At 74.9% G+C, this 16,750-nt stretch carries 16 protein-coding genes; 8 read left to right on the forward strand and 8 right to left on the reverse strand.

What is annotated here, in order from left to right; all coding sequences use genetic code 11:
- The first annotated feature begins 52 nt into the window (after positions 1 to 52).
- From E1O70_RS09870 to E1O70_RS09880, 3 genes are all read left to right on the forward strand, one after another.
- On the forward strand, positions 53 to 274 hold the full coding sequence (locus E1O70_RS09870; protein WP_031316040.1) for a helix-turn-helix domain-containing protein: 222 nt from the start codon (positions 53 to 55) through the stop codon (positions 272 to 274).
- A 1-nt stretch (position 275) separates the two neighbouring features.
- Entirely contained in the window at positions 276 to 851 is a 576-nt protein-coding gene (locus E1O70_RS09875) for a Clp protease N-terminal domain-containing protein (RefSeq protein WP_061266877.1), read from the forward strand.
- Positions 852 to 1,024: 173 nt separating this feature from the next.
- Positions 1,025 to 1,738 (forward strand): DUF6518 family protein, encoded by a 714-nt coding sequence (locus E1O70_RS09880; RefSeq protein ID WP_240696658.1) that lies wholly within the window; start codon positions 1,025 to 1,027, stop codon positions 1,736 to 1,738.
- Between the two features lie 90 nt (positions 1,739 to 1,828).
- Here E1O70_RS09880 and pcrA read toward each other — a convergent pair whose 3' ends face one another.
- The 6 genes from pcrA to E1O70_RS09910 all read right to left on the reverse strand — a co-directional run bounded on the left by pcrA (position 1,829) and on the right by E1O70_RS09910 (position 7,716).
- Positions 1,829 to 4,579 carry a DNA helicase PcrA gene (pcrA, locus tag E1O70_RS09885; RefSeq protein ID WP_061266876.1) on the reverse strand — a complete coding sequence of 917 codons (2,751 nt, stop codon included), beginning with the start codon at positions 4,577 to 4,579 and terminating at the stop codon, positions 1,829 to 1,831.
- Between the two features lie 212 nt (positions 4,580 to 4,791).
- Positions 4,792 to 5,232, reverse strand: a complete 441-nt coding sequence (locus E1O70_RS09890; RefSeq protein WP_061266875.1) for a hypothetical protein — start codon at positions 5,230 to 5,232, stop codon at positions 4,792 to 4,794.
- A 144-nt stretch (positions 5,233 to 5,376) separates the two neighbouring features.
- Positions 5,377 to 5,859, reverse strand: coding sequence for a DUF456 domain-containing protein (locus E1O70_RS09895; RefSeq protein ID WP_034653344.1), 483 nt, complete (start codon positions 5,857 to 5,859; stop codon positions 5,377 to 5,379).
- 27 nt (positions 5,860 to 5,886) lie between these two features.
- Positions 5,887 to 6,693 (reverse strand): alpha/beta fold hydrolase, encoded by an 807-nt coding sequence (locus tag E1O70_RS09900; protein ID WP_061266874.1) that lies wholly within the window; start codon positions 6,691 to 6,693, stop codon positions 5,887 to 5,889.
- A complete protein-coding gene (locus E1O70_RS09905; RefSeq protein ID WP_061266873.1) occupies positions 6,690 to 7,250 on the reverse strand; it encodes a PadR family transcriptional regulator in 561 nt (186 codons plus the stop codon). Before E1O70_RS09905 ends, E1O70_RS09900 begins: the two co-directional genes overlap by 4 nt.
- Before the next feature lie 100 nt (positions 7,251 to 7,350).
- Positions 7,351 to 7,716, reverse strand: coding sequence for a hypothetical protein (locus E1O70_RS09910; protein WP_021482514.1), 366 nt, complete (start codon positions 7,714 to 7,716; stop codon positions 7,351 to 7,353).
- A gap of 412 nt (positions 7,717 to 8,128) precedes the next feature.
- On the opposite strand from E1O70_RS09910, the gene E1O70_RS09915 reads away from it, so the two are divergent.
- Genes E1O70_RS09915 through cobA form a run of 5 tightly spaced genes read left to right on the forward strand, consistent with a single transcriptional unit; the run spans position 8,129 to position 14,589 of the window.
- Complete coding sequence (locus E1O70_RS09915) at positions 8,129 to 9,898, forward strand: nitrite/sulfite reductase (protein WP_061266872.1); 1,770 nt, start codon at positions 8,129 to 8,131, stop codon at positions 9,896 to 9,898.
- Positions 9,895 to 10,782: a phosphoadenylyl-sulfate reductase gene (locus E1O70_RS09920; RefSeq protein WP_051028205.1), complete on the forward strand. Its 888-nt coding sequence runs from the start codon at positions 9,895 to 9,897 to the stop codon at positions 10,780 to 10,782. Before E1O70_RS09915 ends, E1O70_RS09920 begins: the two co-directional genes overlap by 4 nt.
- An 8-nt stretch (positions 10,783 to 10,790) precedes the next feature.
- Positions 10,791 to 11,786, forward strand: a complete 996-nt coding sequence (gene cysD, locus E1O70_RS09925; protein ID WP_043655371.1) for a sulfate adenylyltransferase subunit CysD — start codon at positions 10,791 to 10,793, stop codon at positions 11,784 to 11,786.
- Positions 11,786 to 13,174: a sulfate adenylyltransferase subunit 1 gene (locus tag E1O70_RS09930; protein WP_082774233.1), complete on the forward strand. Its 1,389-nt coding sequence runs from the start codon at positions 11,786 to 11,788 to the stop codon at positions 13,172 to 13,174. Before cysD ends, E1O70_RS09930 begins: the two co-directional genes overlap by 1 nt.
- Before the next feature lie 20 nt (positions 13,175 to 13,194).
- Positions 13,195 to 14,589: a uroporphyrinogen-III C-methyltransferase gene (gene cobA / locus E1O70_RS09935; protein WP_082774232.1), complete on the forward strand. Its 1,395-nt coding sequence runs from the start codon at positions 13,195 to 13,197 to the stop codon at positions 14,587 to 14,589.
- Between the two features lie 68 nt (positions 14,590 to 14,657).
- Here the strand turns inward: cobA and E1O70_RS09940 are convergent, their stop codons facing one another.
- Together E1O70_RS09940 and E1O70_RS09945 are read right to left on the reverse strand one after the other, a co-directional pair.
- Positions 14,658 to 15,356: a LuxR C-terminal-related transcriptional regulator gene (locus E1O70_RS09940; protein ID WP_082774231.1), complete on the reverse strand. Its 699-nt coding sequence runs from the start codon at positions 15,354 to 15,356 to the stop codon at positions 14,658 to 14,660.
- On the reverse strand, positions 15,353 to 16,714 hold the full coding sequence (locus E1O70_RS09945; protein ID WP_061266871.1) for an ATP-binding protein: 1,362 nt from the start codon (positions 16,712 to 16,714) through the stop codon (positions 15,353 to 15,355). The genes E1O70_RS09940 and E1O70_RS09945 overlap by 4 nt, the downstream gene beginning before the upstream one ends.
- Between the last annotated feature and the right edge of the window lie 36 nt (positions 16,715 to 16,750).

The following is a 16,750-nucleotide window of genomic DNA, read 5'->3' on the forward strand; positions in this document are numbered from 1 at the left end:
GAGCGTCAACCACCGTTGACATCACGCCGAGCGTCAACCTAGATTGACACGCATGGAACCCGTCGACATGGACGCCGCGAGCAGCACCGACCCGGACGTCGGGCTGCGGGCCGTGCGGTCGCTGCGCGTGCTGGCCGAGCGCCTCGAGGCGCTCCAGGTCGAGCACGCCCGGTCGCTCGGCTGGTCCTGGCAGGAGATCGCCGACCGGCTCGGCGTCACGCGTCAGGCCGTGCACAAGAAGTACGGCGCGTCCCGCACCACGAGGAGGTCGTGACATGTTCGAACGCTTCGCCGCAGACGCCCGGGAGACCGTGGTCGGCGCCCAGGAGGTCGCGCGGGAGCGCGGCGACGACACCATCGACGGGGTGCACCTGCTCCTGTCGCTCGCCCGGCAGGAGGGCGGCGCCGGGGCGGCCGCGCTCGGTGCGGTCGACGTGAGTCCGGCCGACCTCGAGCGCGAGGTCGACGCGGCCGGCGGGCTCGACCCGCTCGACGGCCCCGCGCTCGCGGCGCTCGGGATCGACCTGGACCAGGTCCGGGCCCGCACGGACGCCGCGTTCGGCCCCGGCGCGCTCGACCGGGCAGGGAACGAGGCGAGGGGCCGCGGGCGCCGTCGAAGCCGCTCGCACGTCCCGTTCACTCCCGAGGCGAAGAAGGTGCTCGAGCTCTCGCTCCGCGAGGCGGTGCACGACGCGTCGCGCGTGATCGACTCGGGCCACGTCCTCGCGGCCGTCGCGCGCAGCACGGGCTCGACGGCGCACCGGGCGCTCACCGGCGCGCTCAAGGCCGCCGGGTCCGACGACGCCGGGCTGCGCGCGGCGCTCGCGACCCGCCACCGCGCGGCGTCCTGACCGGCACGCCGCGCCGCACGTCGCGGTCGGGCCAGGGACGGGACGGGCGGCCGACGGCAGCGTCACGGCAGGCTCCTCGGGCTCGGTCGTCCTGCCACGGGAGGACCGGGCGCGCGCTCGTGCCCGACGACGGGCTGACGCCCCGCGGCGCCCGGCGCACCTACCGTCGGGGTGTGCCCGACCAGACTGCGCTCCCCCGCCGCTCGGACGCCCGCTCCGACGCCCCCGCCCTCCGCACGTGCTCCGCGCCGAGCCGCCACGCCGGCGCCCCGGCGCCCGGTGGACAGCCGTGGGTGCGGGGCGCCGTCGTGCTCGCCGCGAGCTTCCTGCTCGGCGGCCTCACGTCCTACGCCCAGGGCTTCCTGCCCGACGCGGCGGCCCCCTTCGCGAACTCGGCGAGCGGCTGGACCCTGCTCACCGCGATCCTCGTCGCCTGGGCCGCGCGCGACGCGCGGACCCGGACCTGGCACGCCGCCGTGCTGGGCGCGGCGAGCTTCGTGCTGCTCACCCTCGGGTACACGGTCGCCGCCGACCTGCGTGGGTTCTTCTACGACCCGACGCTGTTCGGGGTGGTCGGTCTGGTCGTCGGCCCGTTCGTCGGGGTCGCGGCGGCGTGGCTGTGGCGCGCAGGGGTGCGCGCGGCTCTCGGCACGGCGGTGCTCGCGGGCATCGGCCTCGGCGAGTCGGTGTACGGGCTCACCACGGTCGTCGAGACGACGGGCGCCACGTACTGGGTCGTGATCGGGCTCGCGTCGCTCGTCCTGCTCGCCGCGATGCTGGCCCGGCGCCTGCGCGGCCCCGTCCCGGTGGCCGTCGCCGCGGGAGGCACCGCCGTCGTTGCCACGGCGTTCGTCCTCGCCTACCGCGCGCTCGGCACCATCGGCTGACGCGGCAGACGTCCCCCGCGCACGCAGGGCGCTCGACCGGCCGGTCGAGCGCCCTGTGTGTCAGCGCGTGGTGCGTCGGAGCGTGGTGCGTCAGAGCTTCGTGACGGGCGAGTACCGCAGCAGCAGCCGCTTGGTCCCGTCCGCGCCGAAGTCGATCTTCGCGACGGCGTTCGGCCCCGCGCCCTCGAGCGAGACGACCGTCCCGAGCCCGTACGCGTCGTGCGTGACCTTGTCGCCGACGGCGAGGTTCGGCACGTCCCCGTCGGCCCGCGGCGTCGCCGACCCGAACTTCGCCCCGCCGGAAGGCGAGCCGAACGCGGCGCGGGCAGGGGCCGACGACGGGGCGTGGCGGGTCTGGCGGGAGCTGCCCGAGGAACGAGGGCCGCGGATGGTAGACCCGTCGTCGTCGGCGCCTGTCCGCGCCCCCGACCCGAATCCCGAACGCGAACCTGACCACGAGCCCGAGCCGCGGCCCCAGACGGACCCGCCCGCGCGCAGCGTCGCCATCGACGACTCGCGCCGCCGCCAGTCCCACAGCTCCTCGGGGATCTCCTCGAGGAACCGGCTCGGCGGGAACTCGTTCGCCATGCCCCACGCGGAGCGCACCGCGGACCGCGACACGTAGAGCCGCTCGCGCGCGCGGGTGATGCCCACGTAGGCGAGGCGGCGCTCCTCGGCGAGCTCGGCGTCGTCGTGCAGGGACCGCATGTGCGGGAACGTGCCGTCCTCCATGCCGGTGAGGAAGACGACGGGGAACTCGAGGCCCTTCGCGGTGTGCAGCGTCATGAGCGTGACGACGCCCGGGTCCTCCTTCTCCTCGCCCTCGGCGTCCTCGTCGTCGCCGTCGTCCGCGGGGATCTGGTCCGCGTCGGCGACGAGCGAGACGCGCTCGAGGAAGTCGGACAGCGTGCCCTCGGGGTCGAGCTCGCTGAACTCCGTCGCGACGGCGTGCAGCTCGGCGAGGTTCTCGACGCGCGTCGCGTCCTGCGGGTCGTCGCTCGCGCGCAGCTCGGCGAGGTAGCCCGTGCGGTCGAGGACGGCGCCGAGGATCTCGGACGGGCTCGCGCCGGAGTCCGCGAGCTCGCGCAGCCCCGTCATGAGCTCCGCGAAGGCGCGCAGCGGGTTGAGCGTGCGGTTCGTCAGGCCGGGGATCTCGTCGATGCGGGCGAGCGCCGCGCCGAACGAGATGCGCTCGCGGTCCGCGAGCGCCGCGACGGCACCCTCGGCGCGGTCGCCGAGACCGCGCTTGGGCACGTTGAGGACGCGGCGCAGGTTGACGTCGTCGTCGAGGTTGTCGATCGCGCGCAGGTACGCCACGGCGTCCTTGACCTCGCGCCGCTCGTAGAAGCGCGTGCCGCCGACGACCTTGTACGGCAGGCCGACGCGGATGAGCACCTCCTCCAGCGCCCGGGACTGCGCGTTCGTGCGGTAGAAGACCGCGACGTCGCCGGGACGCACGCCCTCGGTGTCGCCGAGGCGGTCGATCTCCTCCGCGACGAACCGCGCCTCCTCGTGCTCGTTGTCCGCGACGTAGCCGATGACCTTCGCGCCCGCGCCCGAGTCCGTCCACAGGCGCTTGGGCTTGCGGTCGGGGTTGCGCGAGATGACGGCGTTGGCGGCCGAGAGGATGTTCTGGGTCGAGCGGTAGTTCTGCTCGAGCAGGATGGTCCGGGCGTCCGGGTAGTCGGCCTCGAACTCGAGGATGTTGCGGATCGTCGCGCCGCGGAACGCGTAGATCGACTGGTCGGCGTCGCCGACGACCGTGAGCTCGGCCGGGTCCAGCGCCGGGACCTGCGCCTCGCCCGTGCCGCTCGTCGCCGGGTCGGTCGCCGCGGAGTCCTCCCCCACGCCCGCGAGCTCGCGCACGAGCACGTACTGCGCGTGGTTGGTGTCCTGGTACTCGTCGACGAGCACGTGGCGGAACCGGCGGCGGTAGTGCTCGGCGACCGCGGGGAACGCCTGGAGCAGGTTCACCGTGGTCATGATGATGTCGTCGAAGTCGAGCGCGCTGGCCGCGACGAGACGGGCCTGGTAGCGCGTGTAGACGTCGGCGAGTACCTGGTCGAACTCGGGCACGTTCGCGCCGTGCTGGCCGGCCCGCGCCGCGAGGCCGTCGTCCGTCGCGTGGGCGCCGGAGTCGCGCGCGTAGGTCTCGGGGTCGATGAGCTCGTTCTTGAGGTCCGAGATCTTGTTGGCGAGCGACCGGGCCGGGTACTTCTTCGGGTCCAGGTCGAGCTCGCGCGTGACGAGGGTGATGAGCCGCTGAGAGTCCGCGGCGTCGTAGATCGAGAAGCTCGACCGCAGGCCGAGCGTCTTCGCCTCGCGCCGCAGGATGCGCACGCACGCCGAGTGGAACGTGGAGACCCACATGTTCCGCGCCGACGGCCCGACGAGCGCCTCGACGCGCTCGCGCATCTCGGCCGCGGCCTTGTTGGTGAACGTGATCGCGAGGATCTGGCCCGCCCGCGCCCGGCCCGTGGCGAGCAGGTGCGCGATGCGGTGCGTCAGCACGCGCGTCTTGCCCGACCCAGCGCCCGCGACGATGAGCAGCGGCCCGCCCGCGTGCACGACGGCCTCGCGCTGCTGCGGGTTGAGCCCGTCGAGCAGAGCGTCGGGGTCGAGGTGCGCGTACCGGCCCCGGCGCTCGCCCGACGGCGCACCGCCGGTCGTCCCCGGCGCGCCGTCCCCGGCGGGCGACCCCGCGCCGTCGGGCACGGCCGGGTCGTCGGTCCAGCGCGGGGCGGTCCGCGGGAGGCGGGACTCGCCGCCGTGGTCGACGCGCGGGCCGTCGAACAGCGTGTCGAGGCCGGGCAGCGGGAGGTTCTCGAAGAGCGAAGCCATAGCCCCTCCAGCCTAGGCGCCCGCGCCCACACCCGGCACCGCCCGACCGAGACGTCCGCCGAGGGGCACGGCGTCGCGCTCCCCGCTGCTCGGGCTCGCTCGAGCAGCTCCTGTCTCCCGAGAAGTGAGGCCTGTGCCCCGGAGAGTCAGGGCCGCCACGTCACGGACCGTGGTGCGGAGACACCCGGCCGGCGGCGTTCGCCCACCCTCGGTCAGCGGGCGAGACCACCGTCGTCAGGCCTCTCCTGCGCCCCTTCGCTCAGGACGAACTCTCGGGCGACGACGAACTCCGCGAACCAGGTGACCACTCCGAAGGCCAGGGCGGCCCAGGCACCGAGGAAACCCGCTGACACGCACACGAGCGCGCAGCTCGCCCCCAGGAGCGCGACCGAGCGTCCGAGACCCAGCCTCGGCAGACCCGGACCGCGCCCCCTGCGGACGAGGTAGGCGGACGCGCGCAGCCCGCCAGGGATTCCGGCGAAGACGAGTCCCGCGACGAACCACGGCCCGTCGAGCACCGCGAAGGTCACCGCGAAGACTGCTGCCAGCACGAAGGCGGTTGCCCACCGCACGAACGTGAAGAGAGGGCTGGGCGCAGACGCTGCACCGACGTGGCGCATTGTGTCCGCCATCGAAACGCGAGCCTTCTCCATCGGACGCCTCGCCGCCTGTCGTGCTCCGTCGGTGGACACCCCACCGGCGCTCACCCTATCCGTCACCTGCAGCGCCCTCCCCGCGAGTCGGGAGGACCCGCGCTCGTGCACGTGCTCGCCGCGACAGGCGCGGCCGACGGAGCGTCAGGTGAACGTGAGCCCGATGCCCCACGTCGCGGCGGCGAGCAGCCCGCCGAGGAGCTGGACGAGGATCGTGATGCCGGTCGCCTGCATCGCGGCGACCGTCGCGCGCCAGGCGGCGCGCCGGTCGCGGCGGCGCACGAGCTCGGCGAGGAACACGGCGAGCACGAACCCGATGAAGAGCCCGACCACCGGGATGACGAAGAACCCGACGACACCCGCGATCCCGCCCCACACGAGGGTCGACCACGGGACGTCCGCCCGGCGCATGTGCCGACCCGCGAGGACGTACTGCGACACCTCGGCGGCGACGACGAGCACGGCCGCGACCGCGAAGACGACCCAGGCGGCCGTGCCGCCCGTGACGATCGCCCACACGAGGATCGCCCCGAGCACGAGCACGTTCCCGGGCAGGATCTGCACGACGATCCCGATCAGCCCGACCAGGATCGCCAGCCCGACGAGGACCTCACCACCGACGCTCACGGGGGAAACCCTCGCACGTCCGGCGCGCTACGCACGCCCCGCGGGCGGGACCAGCCGGGGGTGCGCGACGCCGTCGACCACCCACGAGCGGATCATCGCGCTGAACAGGTCGGGGTCCTCCGCGCTCCACTGGTGGTGCATGCCGGGCACCAGGCGGACGACGGCGTCCGGCACCCGGCGGGCGATCGTCCCGAGCGCGGAGCGCGCGGCGCGCAGGTCGCGCGAGCCCGCGACGGCGAGGACGCGCGTACCCGACGCCTCGAGGCCGGTCGGCCAGCAGCCGCCGTAGACGTCACGCAGGGTGCGGGCCATGTTGTCGCGGCGGATCGCGAGGCCGGTCCGGACGAAGACGTCGCGCGCGTCGGCGGGGAGGCGGAAGGCGCGGGCCTGCGCTTCCCAGTACCAGCGCCGGTCCCACACCCGGAGCTGGGCGCGCCCGACGGCCCCGGCGAGACCCGGCACGCCGTCGACCGCAGCGCCGGACGCGAGGACGGAGCGCACGAGCCCGGGGTGCCGCGCCGCGGCACGGAGGGCGACGATCCCGCCGTACGACAGCCCGACGAGGTGCACGGCCCGGCCCGCGGGCAGAGCCGCGACGAGGGCGGCCACGTCGTCGGCGGTGGCGTCCAGCGACACGACGTCCTCGGCCGCCCGGGACCCGAAGCCGGGCAGGTCCGGCGTCCGGACGTCGAGGTCGGCGAGGTGCTCGACCTGCGGCTCCCACATCCACGACGCGACGTTGCCGCCGTGCAGCAGGACGACGGAGACCTCGTCCGCCCCGGACCCGTCGGGCGGCGTCGCGGGGTGGCGCCCGACGGCGTCCGGCGTGGTCACGGGAGCACCTCCCGCTCGGTCTCGTCGAGCCAGGCGAGCTCGGTCCGGGCGTGCGCGAGGCCGTGGCGGAGCGTGGCGAGACGCAGGGCGAGCCCGCGGGTGCTGCGGACGCGGTCGGCGTCGGGGCCGCCGCCGGCGAGGACGGCGGCGACGCGCTCCTGCTCGGCGGTGAGCGCCGCGACCGCTTCCTCCGCCTGCGCGCGGCGGGACGCGAGGAGCTCCGCGACGCCCGCGTCGTCGAGCTGGTCGGCGAAGAACAGCCGCCCGAGGAAGGGCTCGCGCGCGTCCTCCGGCTCGAGCGGTGCGGCGAGCCAGTCGCGGAGCGCCGCGCGGCCCGCGGCGGTGATCGTGTGGACCTTGCGGTCGGGGTAGCTCTCCTGCGGCACGACCTCCACCTCCGCGAGGCCCGCGTCGACGAGGGCCGCGAGCGTGCGGTAGAGCTGCGAGCGGTCCGCGGCCCAGAAGTGGTGCACGGAGGTGTCGAACGCGCGCTTGAGGTCGTAGCCGGTCATGGGCCGGACCGTGAGGAGCCCGAGCACGAGGTATCGAAGGACCATGCGACTAGTAGACCATGCACCTAGATCCAGGTCAACGCTTCCCGAGACGACGACGGCCCGCCGACGCGGAGCGTCGACGGGCCGGGTGCCGGTGGTGCGGTCAGTTCCAGAACACGGCGACGAGGATGTTGACGAGGGTCAGGCCGCCGATGGCGTGCTTGAGGCCCGGCGCCACGGCGCCGTCGGAGGACTTGGCCCCCTGGCGCTTGGCGACGAACGCGAGGACGGCGATGACGAGGGCGACGACCAGCTTGACGCCGATCTTGGCCATGTCCGGGCCACCGTCGCCCCAGACCGAGGCCTCACCGATCCCGACCATGGCGATCCCCGCGACGAGCGCGGTGAGCGCCCCGTGGAAGACGCCCTTGTACAGGCCCGGCGAGCGCAGGGACGCGAGGTAGCCACCGAGCACGATGGCCCACCCGATGAAGTGCAGCGCGACGAAGACGTTGTAGAGGAACTCCATGACCCCATGGTATTTGCTGACGACAGTGTCGTGAAACTTTGCACAAGGTGAGATACGCCCGGTGATCTACGGCGCTCGACAAAGCAGACCGAAACGGTCTACTATTTCCGGTTTCCCACCATGCGGACCGGGGCTGTCCACGCGTCCGGACCGCGGCTACTGTTCTCGGCATGACCACGGCTGCCCGCACCCTCCTCGTGACCTCCGGTCACGGGACGCCGGCGTGCGCGCACACGTGTCTGAGCTGTTGTCGCTGAACCGCGCCCGACTCAGCGCGAGCCATCGCTCGCCTCTCTTCCCGAGAACCCCTGAGAACCGGCGCGCGCCGTCGGTCCTCAGCCACTCGCAGCATCCTCGCTGAGCGCTCGCCGTCGCGCGTCCCCGCCCCCCAACGAGGACACGAGGAACCCCGATGACGCAGGCACCGACTGCGCCCGAGGCCACGGACGGCAGCGCTCCTCCCGCCCGTCCGCCACGGACCGCCGAGCGCCCAGCCCGGACGCCGGGAGACCGCCCCGCGCGCGCCGCTCGACCGAACGGGCAGTGGAAGGTCGACGGCACCGAGCCGCTCAACGCGAACGAGAAGTGGAAGCAGGAGGACGGCGGTCTGTCCGTCCGCGAGCGCATCGAGACGATCTACGCGCGCGACGGCTTCGACTCCATCCCCGGCGACGACCTGCACGGACGCTTCCGCTGGTGGGGCCTGTACACGCAGCGCAAGCCCGGGATCGACGGCGGCCGGACCGCCACGCTCGAGCCGCACGAGCTCGAGGACCGGTACTTCATGCTCCGGGTCCGCATCGACGGCGGGGCGCTCACGACCGAGCAGCTCCGCGTCGTCGCGGGCATCTCGACGGAGTTCGCCCGCGACAGCGCGGACATCACCGACCGCCAGAACATCCAGCTCCACTGGGTCGAGGTCGAGGACGTCCCCGAGATCTGGCGCCGCCTGGAGTCCGTCGGGCTGCAGACGACCGAGGCGTGCGGCGACGTCCCGCGCGTCGTGCTCGGCAGCCCGGTCGCGGGCATCGCCGCCGACGAGCTCATCGACATCGGCCCGGCCGTCGCGGGGATCACCGAGAAGTACATCGGCGTCCCCGAGCTCGCGAACCTGCCCCGCAAGTTCAAGACGGCGCTCACCGGCCACCCGAGCCAGGACGTCGTCCACGAGATCAACGACGTCGCGTTCGTCGCGCACCGCCACCCCGAGCTGGGCGTCGGGTTCGACCTGTGGGTCGGCGGCGGGCTGTCCGCGAACCCGCGTCTCGGGGAGCGCCTGGGGGCGTTCGTCACCGAGGAGCGGGTGCCCGACGTGTGGCACGGCGTCGTGCAGATCTTCCGCGACTACGGCTACCGCCGGCTGCGCAACAAGGCCCGGCTGAAGTTCCTGCTCGCCGACTGGGGGCCGGAGAAGTTCCGGGAGGTGCTCGAGACCGAGTACCTCGGGTACGCGCTGCCCGACGGCCCCCCGGCGCCCAAGCCGTCCGTCCCCGGCGACCACGTGGGCGTGCACAAGCAGAAGGACGGGCTCAACTACGTCGGGGCCGCACCGTACGTCGGGCGCGTGTCCGGCACGATCCTCGCGAACGTCGCCGACCTCGCGGAGTCGGTCGGGTCGCACCGCGTGCGCCTCACCCCGCACCAGAAGCTCCTCGTCCTCGACGTGCCGGACGAGCACGTCGAGCACGTCGTGTCGACGCTCAAGGAGAACGGCCTCGACGCCCGGCCGAGCCCGTTCCGGCGCAGCACGATCGCGTGCACCGGCATCGAGTACTGCAAGCTCGCGATCGTCGACACGAAGGACACCGCGACCGCGACGATCGACGAGCTCGAGCAGCGGCTCGGGGACCTGTCCCAGATGAAGCCGCTCTCCCTGCACGTCAACGGCTGCCCCAACTCGTGCGCGCGCATCCAGACGGCGGACATCGGCCTCAAGGGCCAGCTCGTCATGGACGACGACGGCCAGCAGGTCCCCGGCTTCCAGGTCCACCTGGGCGGCGGGCTGGCCTCCGACGACCGCGAGGTCGCGGGCATGGGCCGGACCGTCCGCGGGCTCAAGGTGACCGCGGACGACCTCACGGACTACGTCGAGCGCGTCGTCCGGCGCTACGAGAGCGACAAGGACGGGTCCGAGACGTTCGCCGAGTGGGCGCACCGCGCGGACGAGGAGGCGCTCCGATGACCGCGGACCTGACCGGAGTGCCCGGTGCTCCTGCGGGCACCGACCCGCTCGCGGCGCTGCGCGCCGCAGCGCGGGCCCGGACGGAGCAGCGCGAGAGCGCGAAGGCCGCGCACCACGCGGAGCGTGCGCGGCAGGCCGCGCAGGGCCGGGAGAAGCGCTCGACCGACGAGCTGCGCGAGATCGCGCGGCGCGGCGCCGAGCTGCTGCACGGCGTGGGCACGCCCGGCGTCGAGGGCGCCACGCGCCCGGAGGCGACCGCCGACGAGGTCGTCGCCTGGGCGGCGCGCGAGTTCGGGACGTCCGTCGCGGTCGCGTGCTCCATGGCCGACGCGGTGCTCCCCCACGTCGTCGCGGCGCAGATCCCCTGGGTCGACGTGCTCTTCCTCGACACGGGCTACCACTTCGCCGAGACCGTCGGGACGCGCGACGCCGTCGAGCAGCAGCTGGACGTGACGATCGTCGACGTCAGGCCCGAGCTCACGGTCGCCCAGCAGGACGCGGCGCACGGCAAGGACCTGTTCGGTCGCGACCCGGCGCTGTGCTGCCAGCTGCGCAAGGTCGAGCCGCTGCACCGCACGCTCGCGGGCTACGAGGTGTGGGTCACGGGCGTGCGCCGCGACGAGGCGCCGACGCGGACCGGCACGCCGCTCGTCACGTTCGACGAGAAGAACGGGCTCGTGAAGATCAACCCGCTCGCGGCGTGGTCCTTCGACGACCTGCTCGCGTACGCGGCGCGGCACCAGGTGGTGCTCAACCCCCTGCTCCACGACGGCTACCCGTCGATCGGCTGCCAGCCGTGCACCCGGCGCGTCGCGCCGGGCGAGGACCCGAGGGCCGGCCGCTGGGCGGGGCTCGACAAGACAGAGTGCGGACTCCACGTATGAGGACGGGCATGACGACCATCGACCTGACGACCGACGCGCCGGGCTCCCCCGGCGCCTCCGCCGCCGCGGGCACGACCCCCGCCGCGGCGCTTCCCGGCGGGCGCCGCCTCGCCCAGCTCGACGCGCTCGAGAGCGAGGGCATCCACATCGTGCGGGAGGTCGTCGCCGAGTTCGAGCGACCGGTCCTGCTGTTCAGCGGCGGCAAGGACTCCGTGGTGATGCTGCACCTCGCGGTCAAGGCGTTCGCGCCCGGCCCGGTGCCGTTCCCCGTGCTGCACGTCGACACCGGGCACAACTTCCCCGAGGTCCTGGCCTACCGCGACGCCACGGCCGAGCGCCTCGGCCTGCGGCTCGAGGTGGCCCGCGTGCAGGACTACATCGACGACGGCCGGCTGCGCGAGCGCGCCGACGGCACGCGCAACCCGCTCCAGACGCAGCCGCTCCTCGACGCCATCTCGGGGCACCGGTTCGACGCCGTGTTCGGCGGGGGTCGTCGCGACGAGGAGAAGGCGCGCGCCAAGGAGCGCGTGTTCTCCCTGCGCGACGAGTTCGGCCAGTGGGACCCGCGCAACCAGCGCCCGGAGCTGTGGAACCTCTACAACGGGCGGCACCGCCCGGGCGAGCACGTCCGCGTGTTCCCGCTGTCGAACTGGACCGAGCTCGACGTGTGGCGCTACATCGCGCGCGAGCGCATCGAGCTCCCCGGGCTCTACTACGCGCACGAGCGCGAGGTGTTCGACCGCGACGGGATGCTCCTCGCCGTCGGGCCGTACTCCGCGCCCCGCACGGACGCCGAGACCGCGTCGCTGCGGACGGAGACCGTGCGCTACCGGACGGTCGGCGACATGTCGTGCACCGGCGCCGTGCGCTCGGACGCAGCGGGCGTCGACGACGTCATCGCCGAGGTCGCCGCGACGCGCATCACCGAGCGCGGCGCGACCCGCGCCGACGACCGCCTCTCCGAGGCCGCCATGGAGGACCGCAAGAAGGAGGGGTACTTCTGATGGGCACCCAGACCACCACCGGCACCGTCACCGCCGACGCGGCGCCCCCGCTCGACGACGCGCGCCGCGGCACGCTGCTGCGCCTCGCGACGGCGGGCTCCGTCGACGACGGCAAGTCCACGCTCGTGGGCCGCCTGCTGTTCGACTCGAAGTCCGTGCTCGCCGACCAGCTCGACGCGGTCGAGCGCGTCTCGCGCGACCGCGGGCTGGAGACCGCCGACCTCGCGCTGCTCACCGACGGCCTGCGCGCCGAGCGCGAGCAGGGCATCACGATCGACGTCGCGTACCGGTACTTCGCGACCGCGCGCCGGTCGTTCATCCTCGCCGACTGCCCCGGGCACGTGCAGTACACGCGCAACACCGTGACCGGGGCGTCGACGGCGGACGTCGTCGTGCTGCTCATCGACGCGCGCAAGGGCCTGCTGGAGCAGACGCGCCGCCACCTCGCGGTCGCGAGCCTGCTGCGCGTGCCGCACGTCGTCGTCGCGGTGAACAAGATCGACCTCGTCGACTACAGCGAGGCGCGCTACGCGGAGCTCGCCGCGGACATCCGGGCGGCGGCGACGTCGCTCGGCGTCGGCGACGTGCACACGATCCCCGTCTCGGCGCTCGTCGGCGACAACGTCGTGGACCGGGCGAGCGCGCGCACGCCCTGGTACGACGGCCCGAGCCTGCTCGAGCTGCTCGAGGAGCTCCCGACGGGCGACGACCCGGAGGCCGAGGCGTTCCGCTTCCCGGTCCAGGTCGTCATCCGCCCGCAGGCCGCGGCGGACGAGCGCTACCGCGACTACCGCGGGTACGCGGGGCAGGTCGCGTCGGGCGTCGTGACGGTCGGCGACGAGGTCGTAGTGCTGCCCTCCGGGCGCCGCACGACGGTCGTCGGGATCGACACCGCCGACTCCCTCGCGAGCGGCACGGAGCTCACCGAGGCGTTCGCCCCGCAGTCGGTGACGATCCGCCTCGCCGACGACGTGGACGTCGCGCGCGGCGACCTCCTCGCGTCCGCGGCCGAGGCCCCCGACGTCACGCAGGACGTCGAGGGCACGGTCGCGTGGCTGGGCGACCGTCCGCTCCTGCCCGGCGCGCGCGTGCTGCTCAAGCACACGACCCGCACCGTGCAGGCCGTGGTGCGCGACGTCGTCGGGCGCCTCGACCTGGACACGGCCGAGCTCGAGCCCGCCGAGCGCCTGGAGCTCAACGACATCGGCCGCGTGACGCTGCGGCTCGCGTCGCCCGTCGCGGCGGAGGAGTACGTCGTGGCGCGCCGCACTGGCGCGTTCCTGCTCGTCGACGCGCAGGACGGCGGCACGCTCGCCGCCGGCATGGTCGGCGACGCGCTCGCCGCCGCCCGCCGCCCGGCGGAACGCCCCGGCTCCTACGCGATCTAGACGACACCTAGGCTGGCACCGTGACCGCACCCATCCACGAGACGTACCCCCTCGGCCTGCGTCTCGACGGCCGCCGCGTCGTCGTCGTCGGCGGCGGCCCCGTCGCCGCACGCCGCACGCGGGGCCTCCTCGACGCGGGCGCGATCGTGGCCGTCGTCGCGCCGTACGTGTGCGAGGACCTCGCCGAGCTCCTCACGGCGCACGGCCCAGGGGCCGCCGGTCACGCGGCGCACGCCCCGGCGGCCGTCCCGGCGCGGGACGCCCGGCTCTCCTGGGTGCGGCGCGACTACCTCACGGGCGACCTCGACGGCGCGTGGCTCGTCCAGACCGCGACGGGCGACGCCCGCGTCGACGCCGAGGTCGCGGCCGACGCCGAGGCGGACCGCGTCTTCTGCGTCACCGCGGGCGACGCCGAGCGCGCGACCGCGTGGGTCCCGGCCGTCGCGCGCACGCTCGCGCCGGGCGCCTCCGGAGCCGGGGAGGCCGAGGTCACGGTGGCCATCAACGCCGGCCGGGACCCACGGCGCGCCCAGCGCGTGCGCGACGCCGTCGCGGTGCTCCTCAAGACGGGCGAGCTGCCGCTGCGGGCGGTGCGGCCGGCCCGCGCCGTCGCCGCGGGGTCTGGCGACGCCGGGCACGAGGCCACCGGGGCGGGACCCGTCACGGCGCCGCTCGTGCGGCCCGTGGGCTCCGTCGCCCTCGTCGGCGGGGGGCCGGGCGACGCGGGCCTGATCTCCGTGCGCGGGCGCCGGGTGCTCGCGGAGGCCGACGTCGTCGTGGTCGACCGGCTCGCGCCGCGCGCGCTGCTCGCCGAGCTCGGCGACGACGTCGTGGTGGTGGACGTCGGCAAGACGTCGGGCAACCACCCCGTGCCGCAGGACGAGATCAACCGGATCCTCGTGCACCACGCGCTCGTGGGGAAGCGGGTCGTCCGGCTCAAGGGCGGCGACCCGTACGTGTTCGGACGGGGTGGCGAGGAGCTCGACGCGTGCCGCGCCCACGGCGTCCCGGTGGAGGTCGTGCCCGGCGTGACGAGCGCCGTCTCCGTGCCCGCCGCCGCGGGCATCCCGGTGACGCACCGGGGCCTGTCGCGCGGGTTCACCGTGCTCACGGGGCACGAGGACGTCGGGAAGGTCCCCGCGGCGCGCGATCACACCGTCGTCCTGCTCATGGGTGTCTCGCGCCTCGCGGAGACCGCCGAGGCGCTCGTCGCGCAGGGCCGCTCGCCCGACACGCCGGTCGCGGTGGTCGAGGACGGCTACGGCCCGCGCCAGCGGACGACGGTCGGGACGCTCGCGACCATCGCCGAGCGGGCCCGCGAGGCCGGAGTGCGGCCCCCGGCCGTGACCGTCGTCGGCGACGTGGTCACCCTCTCCCCCGCCTGGCCGCCCCGCACTCCGCCCGCCCCGCGCTGAGTGCATGAAACAGTCGCCCTCGGATCCGTTCCGCGCGACTGTTTCCCGCACTCAGCGGTGGGCGGGGCTCAGAGGAGGCGGCGCTGGGCCGCCCAGCGGGTGAGCTCGTGGCGGGACGACAGCTGGAGCTTGCGCAGGACCGCGGAGACGTGGGTCTCGACGGTCTTGATGGAGATGAACAGCTCCGACGCGACCTCGCGGTACGTGTACCCGCGCGCGATGAGGCGCATGACCTCCTGCTCGCGCGCGGAGAGCCGGTCGAGCTCGTCGTCGTGCACGGCGACGTCGCCCGCGCCCGTGCCGAACGCGTCGAGCACGAAGCCCGCGAGCCGCGGCGAGAACACCGCGTCGCCGCCCGCGACCTGCCCGACGGCGGCCGACAGGTCCGGCCCCGAGATCGCCTTCGTCACGTACCCGCGCGCGCCGGCGCGGATGACCGCGACGACGTCCTCCGCGGCGTCGGACACGGACAGCGCGAGGAACCGCACGTCGCCCAGCACGTCGGCGCAGCGCTGGATGACCTCCGCGCCCCCGCCGCCGTTCCCGCCGGGCAGGTGCACGTCGAGCAGCACGACCGGGGGCCGCAGCTCGTGCACGCGCGCGACCGCCGACCCCACGTCGTCCGCCTCGCCCACGACCGTGACGAGCGCCGGGTCGAGGCTCGCGCGCACACCGGCCCGGAACATGTGGTGGTCGTCGACGAGCACCACGGGCACCGGCCCGGTGGCGGGTGCGCCGTCGGGCGCCGCGCTGGGGATGGTCGTCACGGGGTCTCCTCGCTCGGTGCGGTCCGCGCCGGGCCGGGGTCCGTCGGCACGTCCGTCGACACGGCCCGCGGCACGCGCAACCGTACCTCGGTGCCCCACCCCGGCCGGCTGATGATCTCGGCCTTGCCCCCGCGGCGCTGCACGCGCCCGAGGATCGACTCGCGCACCCCGAACCGGTCGGGGGCGACGTCGTCCATGTCGAAGCCCTCGCCCCGGTCGCGGACGAACACCTCGACCGCCGCGTCGCTCACCTCGAGGTAGACGGAGTACGGCGGCCCGCCGTGCGCGACGGCGTTGACGAGCGCCTCGCGGGTCGCCTGGAGGAGCGCCGCCGTCTCCTGCGTCGGGGTGCAGTCCCCCACCACGACGACGTCCACGACGACCGGCCCCGGCTCGGGCGCACCGGGCGCCGCGCCGATCGGCTCGGCGCGGCGGCCCACGCGCCCGTCCTCGACCTCCGCCACGAGCGCGCGCAGCTCGGCGGCGAGCGACGTCCCCGGCGAGGGGCGGTCGTCGTAGAGCCACTCGCGCAGCTCGCGCTCCTGGGCGCGCGCGAGGCGCGCGACGGTGTCGGCGTCGGAGGACCGGGCGCGGATGAGGGCGAGCGTCTGGAGCACGGAGTCGTGCAGGTGCGCGGCGATGTCGGCCCGCTCGGCCTCGCGCGCCCGGGCGGCGCGCTCGTCGCCGAGCTCGCGCACGAGCCGCAGCCACCACGGGGCGAGGACGATCGCGACGCCCGCGAGCACCGCGACCGCGGCCACCGCGGCGCGCACGACCTGGGTGGGCCGCGCGTCCTGTCCCACGAGCAGCACGATGCCGACGAGGACGAGCACGACGCCGCCCGCGATGCGCACGACCCCGGCGGGCGTGCGCCCGCCCGCCCGCGTGAGCAGCCGGCCCCGCTCGACGGCGTCGAGCTGGCTCCACGCGAGCGCCGCGCCCGCGAGCGCGATGAGCACGGGGATGACCCAGGAGACCTCGACGTCGACGCCCGTGCGCAGCGCCACGAGCAGCGCGGCGCCGCCCAGGAGGACGACGCCGATCGCGACGTCGCGCACGGGCAGGCGCCGCACGCTCCCCTGGAGGCGCGGCGCGAGCCGGGACAGCGAGGCGGGGCGCTGCTCGTCGCGCGCGGCCAGCGGGTCGCCGGACGGGACGGTGAGCCACCAGAACACGTACAGCGCGACGCCCGCGCCGCCCGCGAGCGCGAGGAGCGCCATGACGAGGCGCACGACCCCGACGCCGACGCCGAGGTGCGCCGCGAGGCCCGCGCACACGCCACCCACCCACCGGCCGCGCTCGGGGCGGCGCAGCGGCAGGTCGCGCGGTCGGGCGCCGGGCCGGGCTGCTGTCGTCACCCCCCGATCGTCACACGGCGCGGACGCCTCGAGCGC

This window comes from Cellulosimicrobium funkei, from assembly GCF_004519295.1.
GTDB classification, from domain to species: domain Bacteria; phylum Actinomycetota; class Actinomycetes; order Actinomycetales; family Cellulomonadaceae; genus Cellulosimicrobium; species Cellulosimicrobium funkei.

Bases quoted from the DNA above. Each gene is read 5' to 3' on its own strand.
- cysD (WP_043655371.1), top strand. From the start codon at position 10,791: ATGACGACCATCGACCTGACGACCGACGCGCCGGGCTCCCCCGGCGCC.
- E1O70_RS09910 (WP_021482514.1), bottom strand. From the start codon at position 7,716: ATGGAGTTCCTCTACAACGTCTTCGTCGCGCTGCACTTCATCGGGTGG.
- E1O70_RS09930 (WP_082774233.1), top strand. From the start codon at position 11,786: ATGGGCACCCAGACCACCACCGGCACCGTCACCGCCGACGCGGCGCCC.
- E1O70_RS09875 (WP_061266877.1), top strand. From the start codon at position 276: ATGTTCGAACGCTTCGCCGCAGACGCCCGGGAGACCGTGGTCGGCGCC.
- E1O70_RS09870 (WP_031316040.1), top strand. From the start codon at position 53: ATGGAACCCGTCGACATGGACGCCGCGAGCAGCACCGACCCGGACGTC.
- E1O70_RS09920 (WP_051028205.1), top strand. From the start codon at position 9,895: ATGACCGCGGACCTGACCGGAGTGCCCGGTGCTCCTGCGGGCACCGAC.
- E1O70_RS09890 (WP_061266875.1), bottom strand. From the start codon at position 5,232: ATGGAGAAGGCTCGCGTTTCGATGGCGGACACAATGCGCCACGTCGGT.
- E1O70_RS09905 (WP_061266873.1), bottom strand. From the start codon at position 7,250: ATGGTCCTTCGATACCTCGTGCTCGGGCTCCTCACGGTCCGGCCCATG.
- E1O70_RS09915 (WP_061266872.1), top strand. From the start codon at position 8,129: ATGACGCAGGCACCGACTGCGCCCGAGGCCACGGACGGCAGCGCTCCT.
- pcrA (WP_061266876.1), bottom strand. From the start codon at position 4,579: ATGGCTTCGCTCTTCGAGAACCTCCCGCTGCCCGGCCTCGACACGCTG.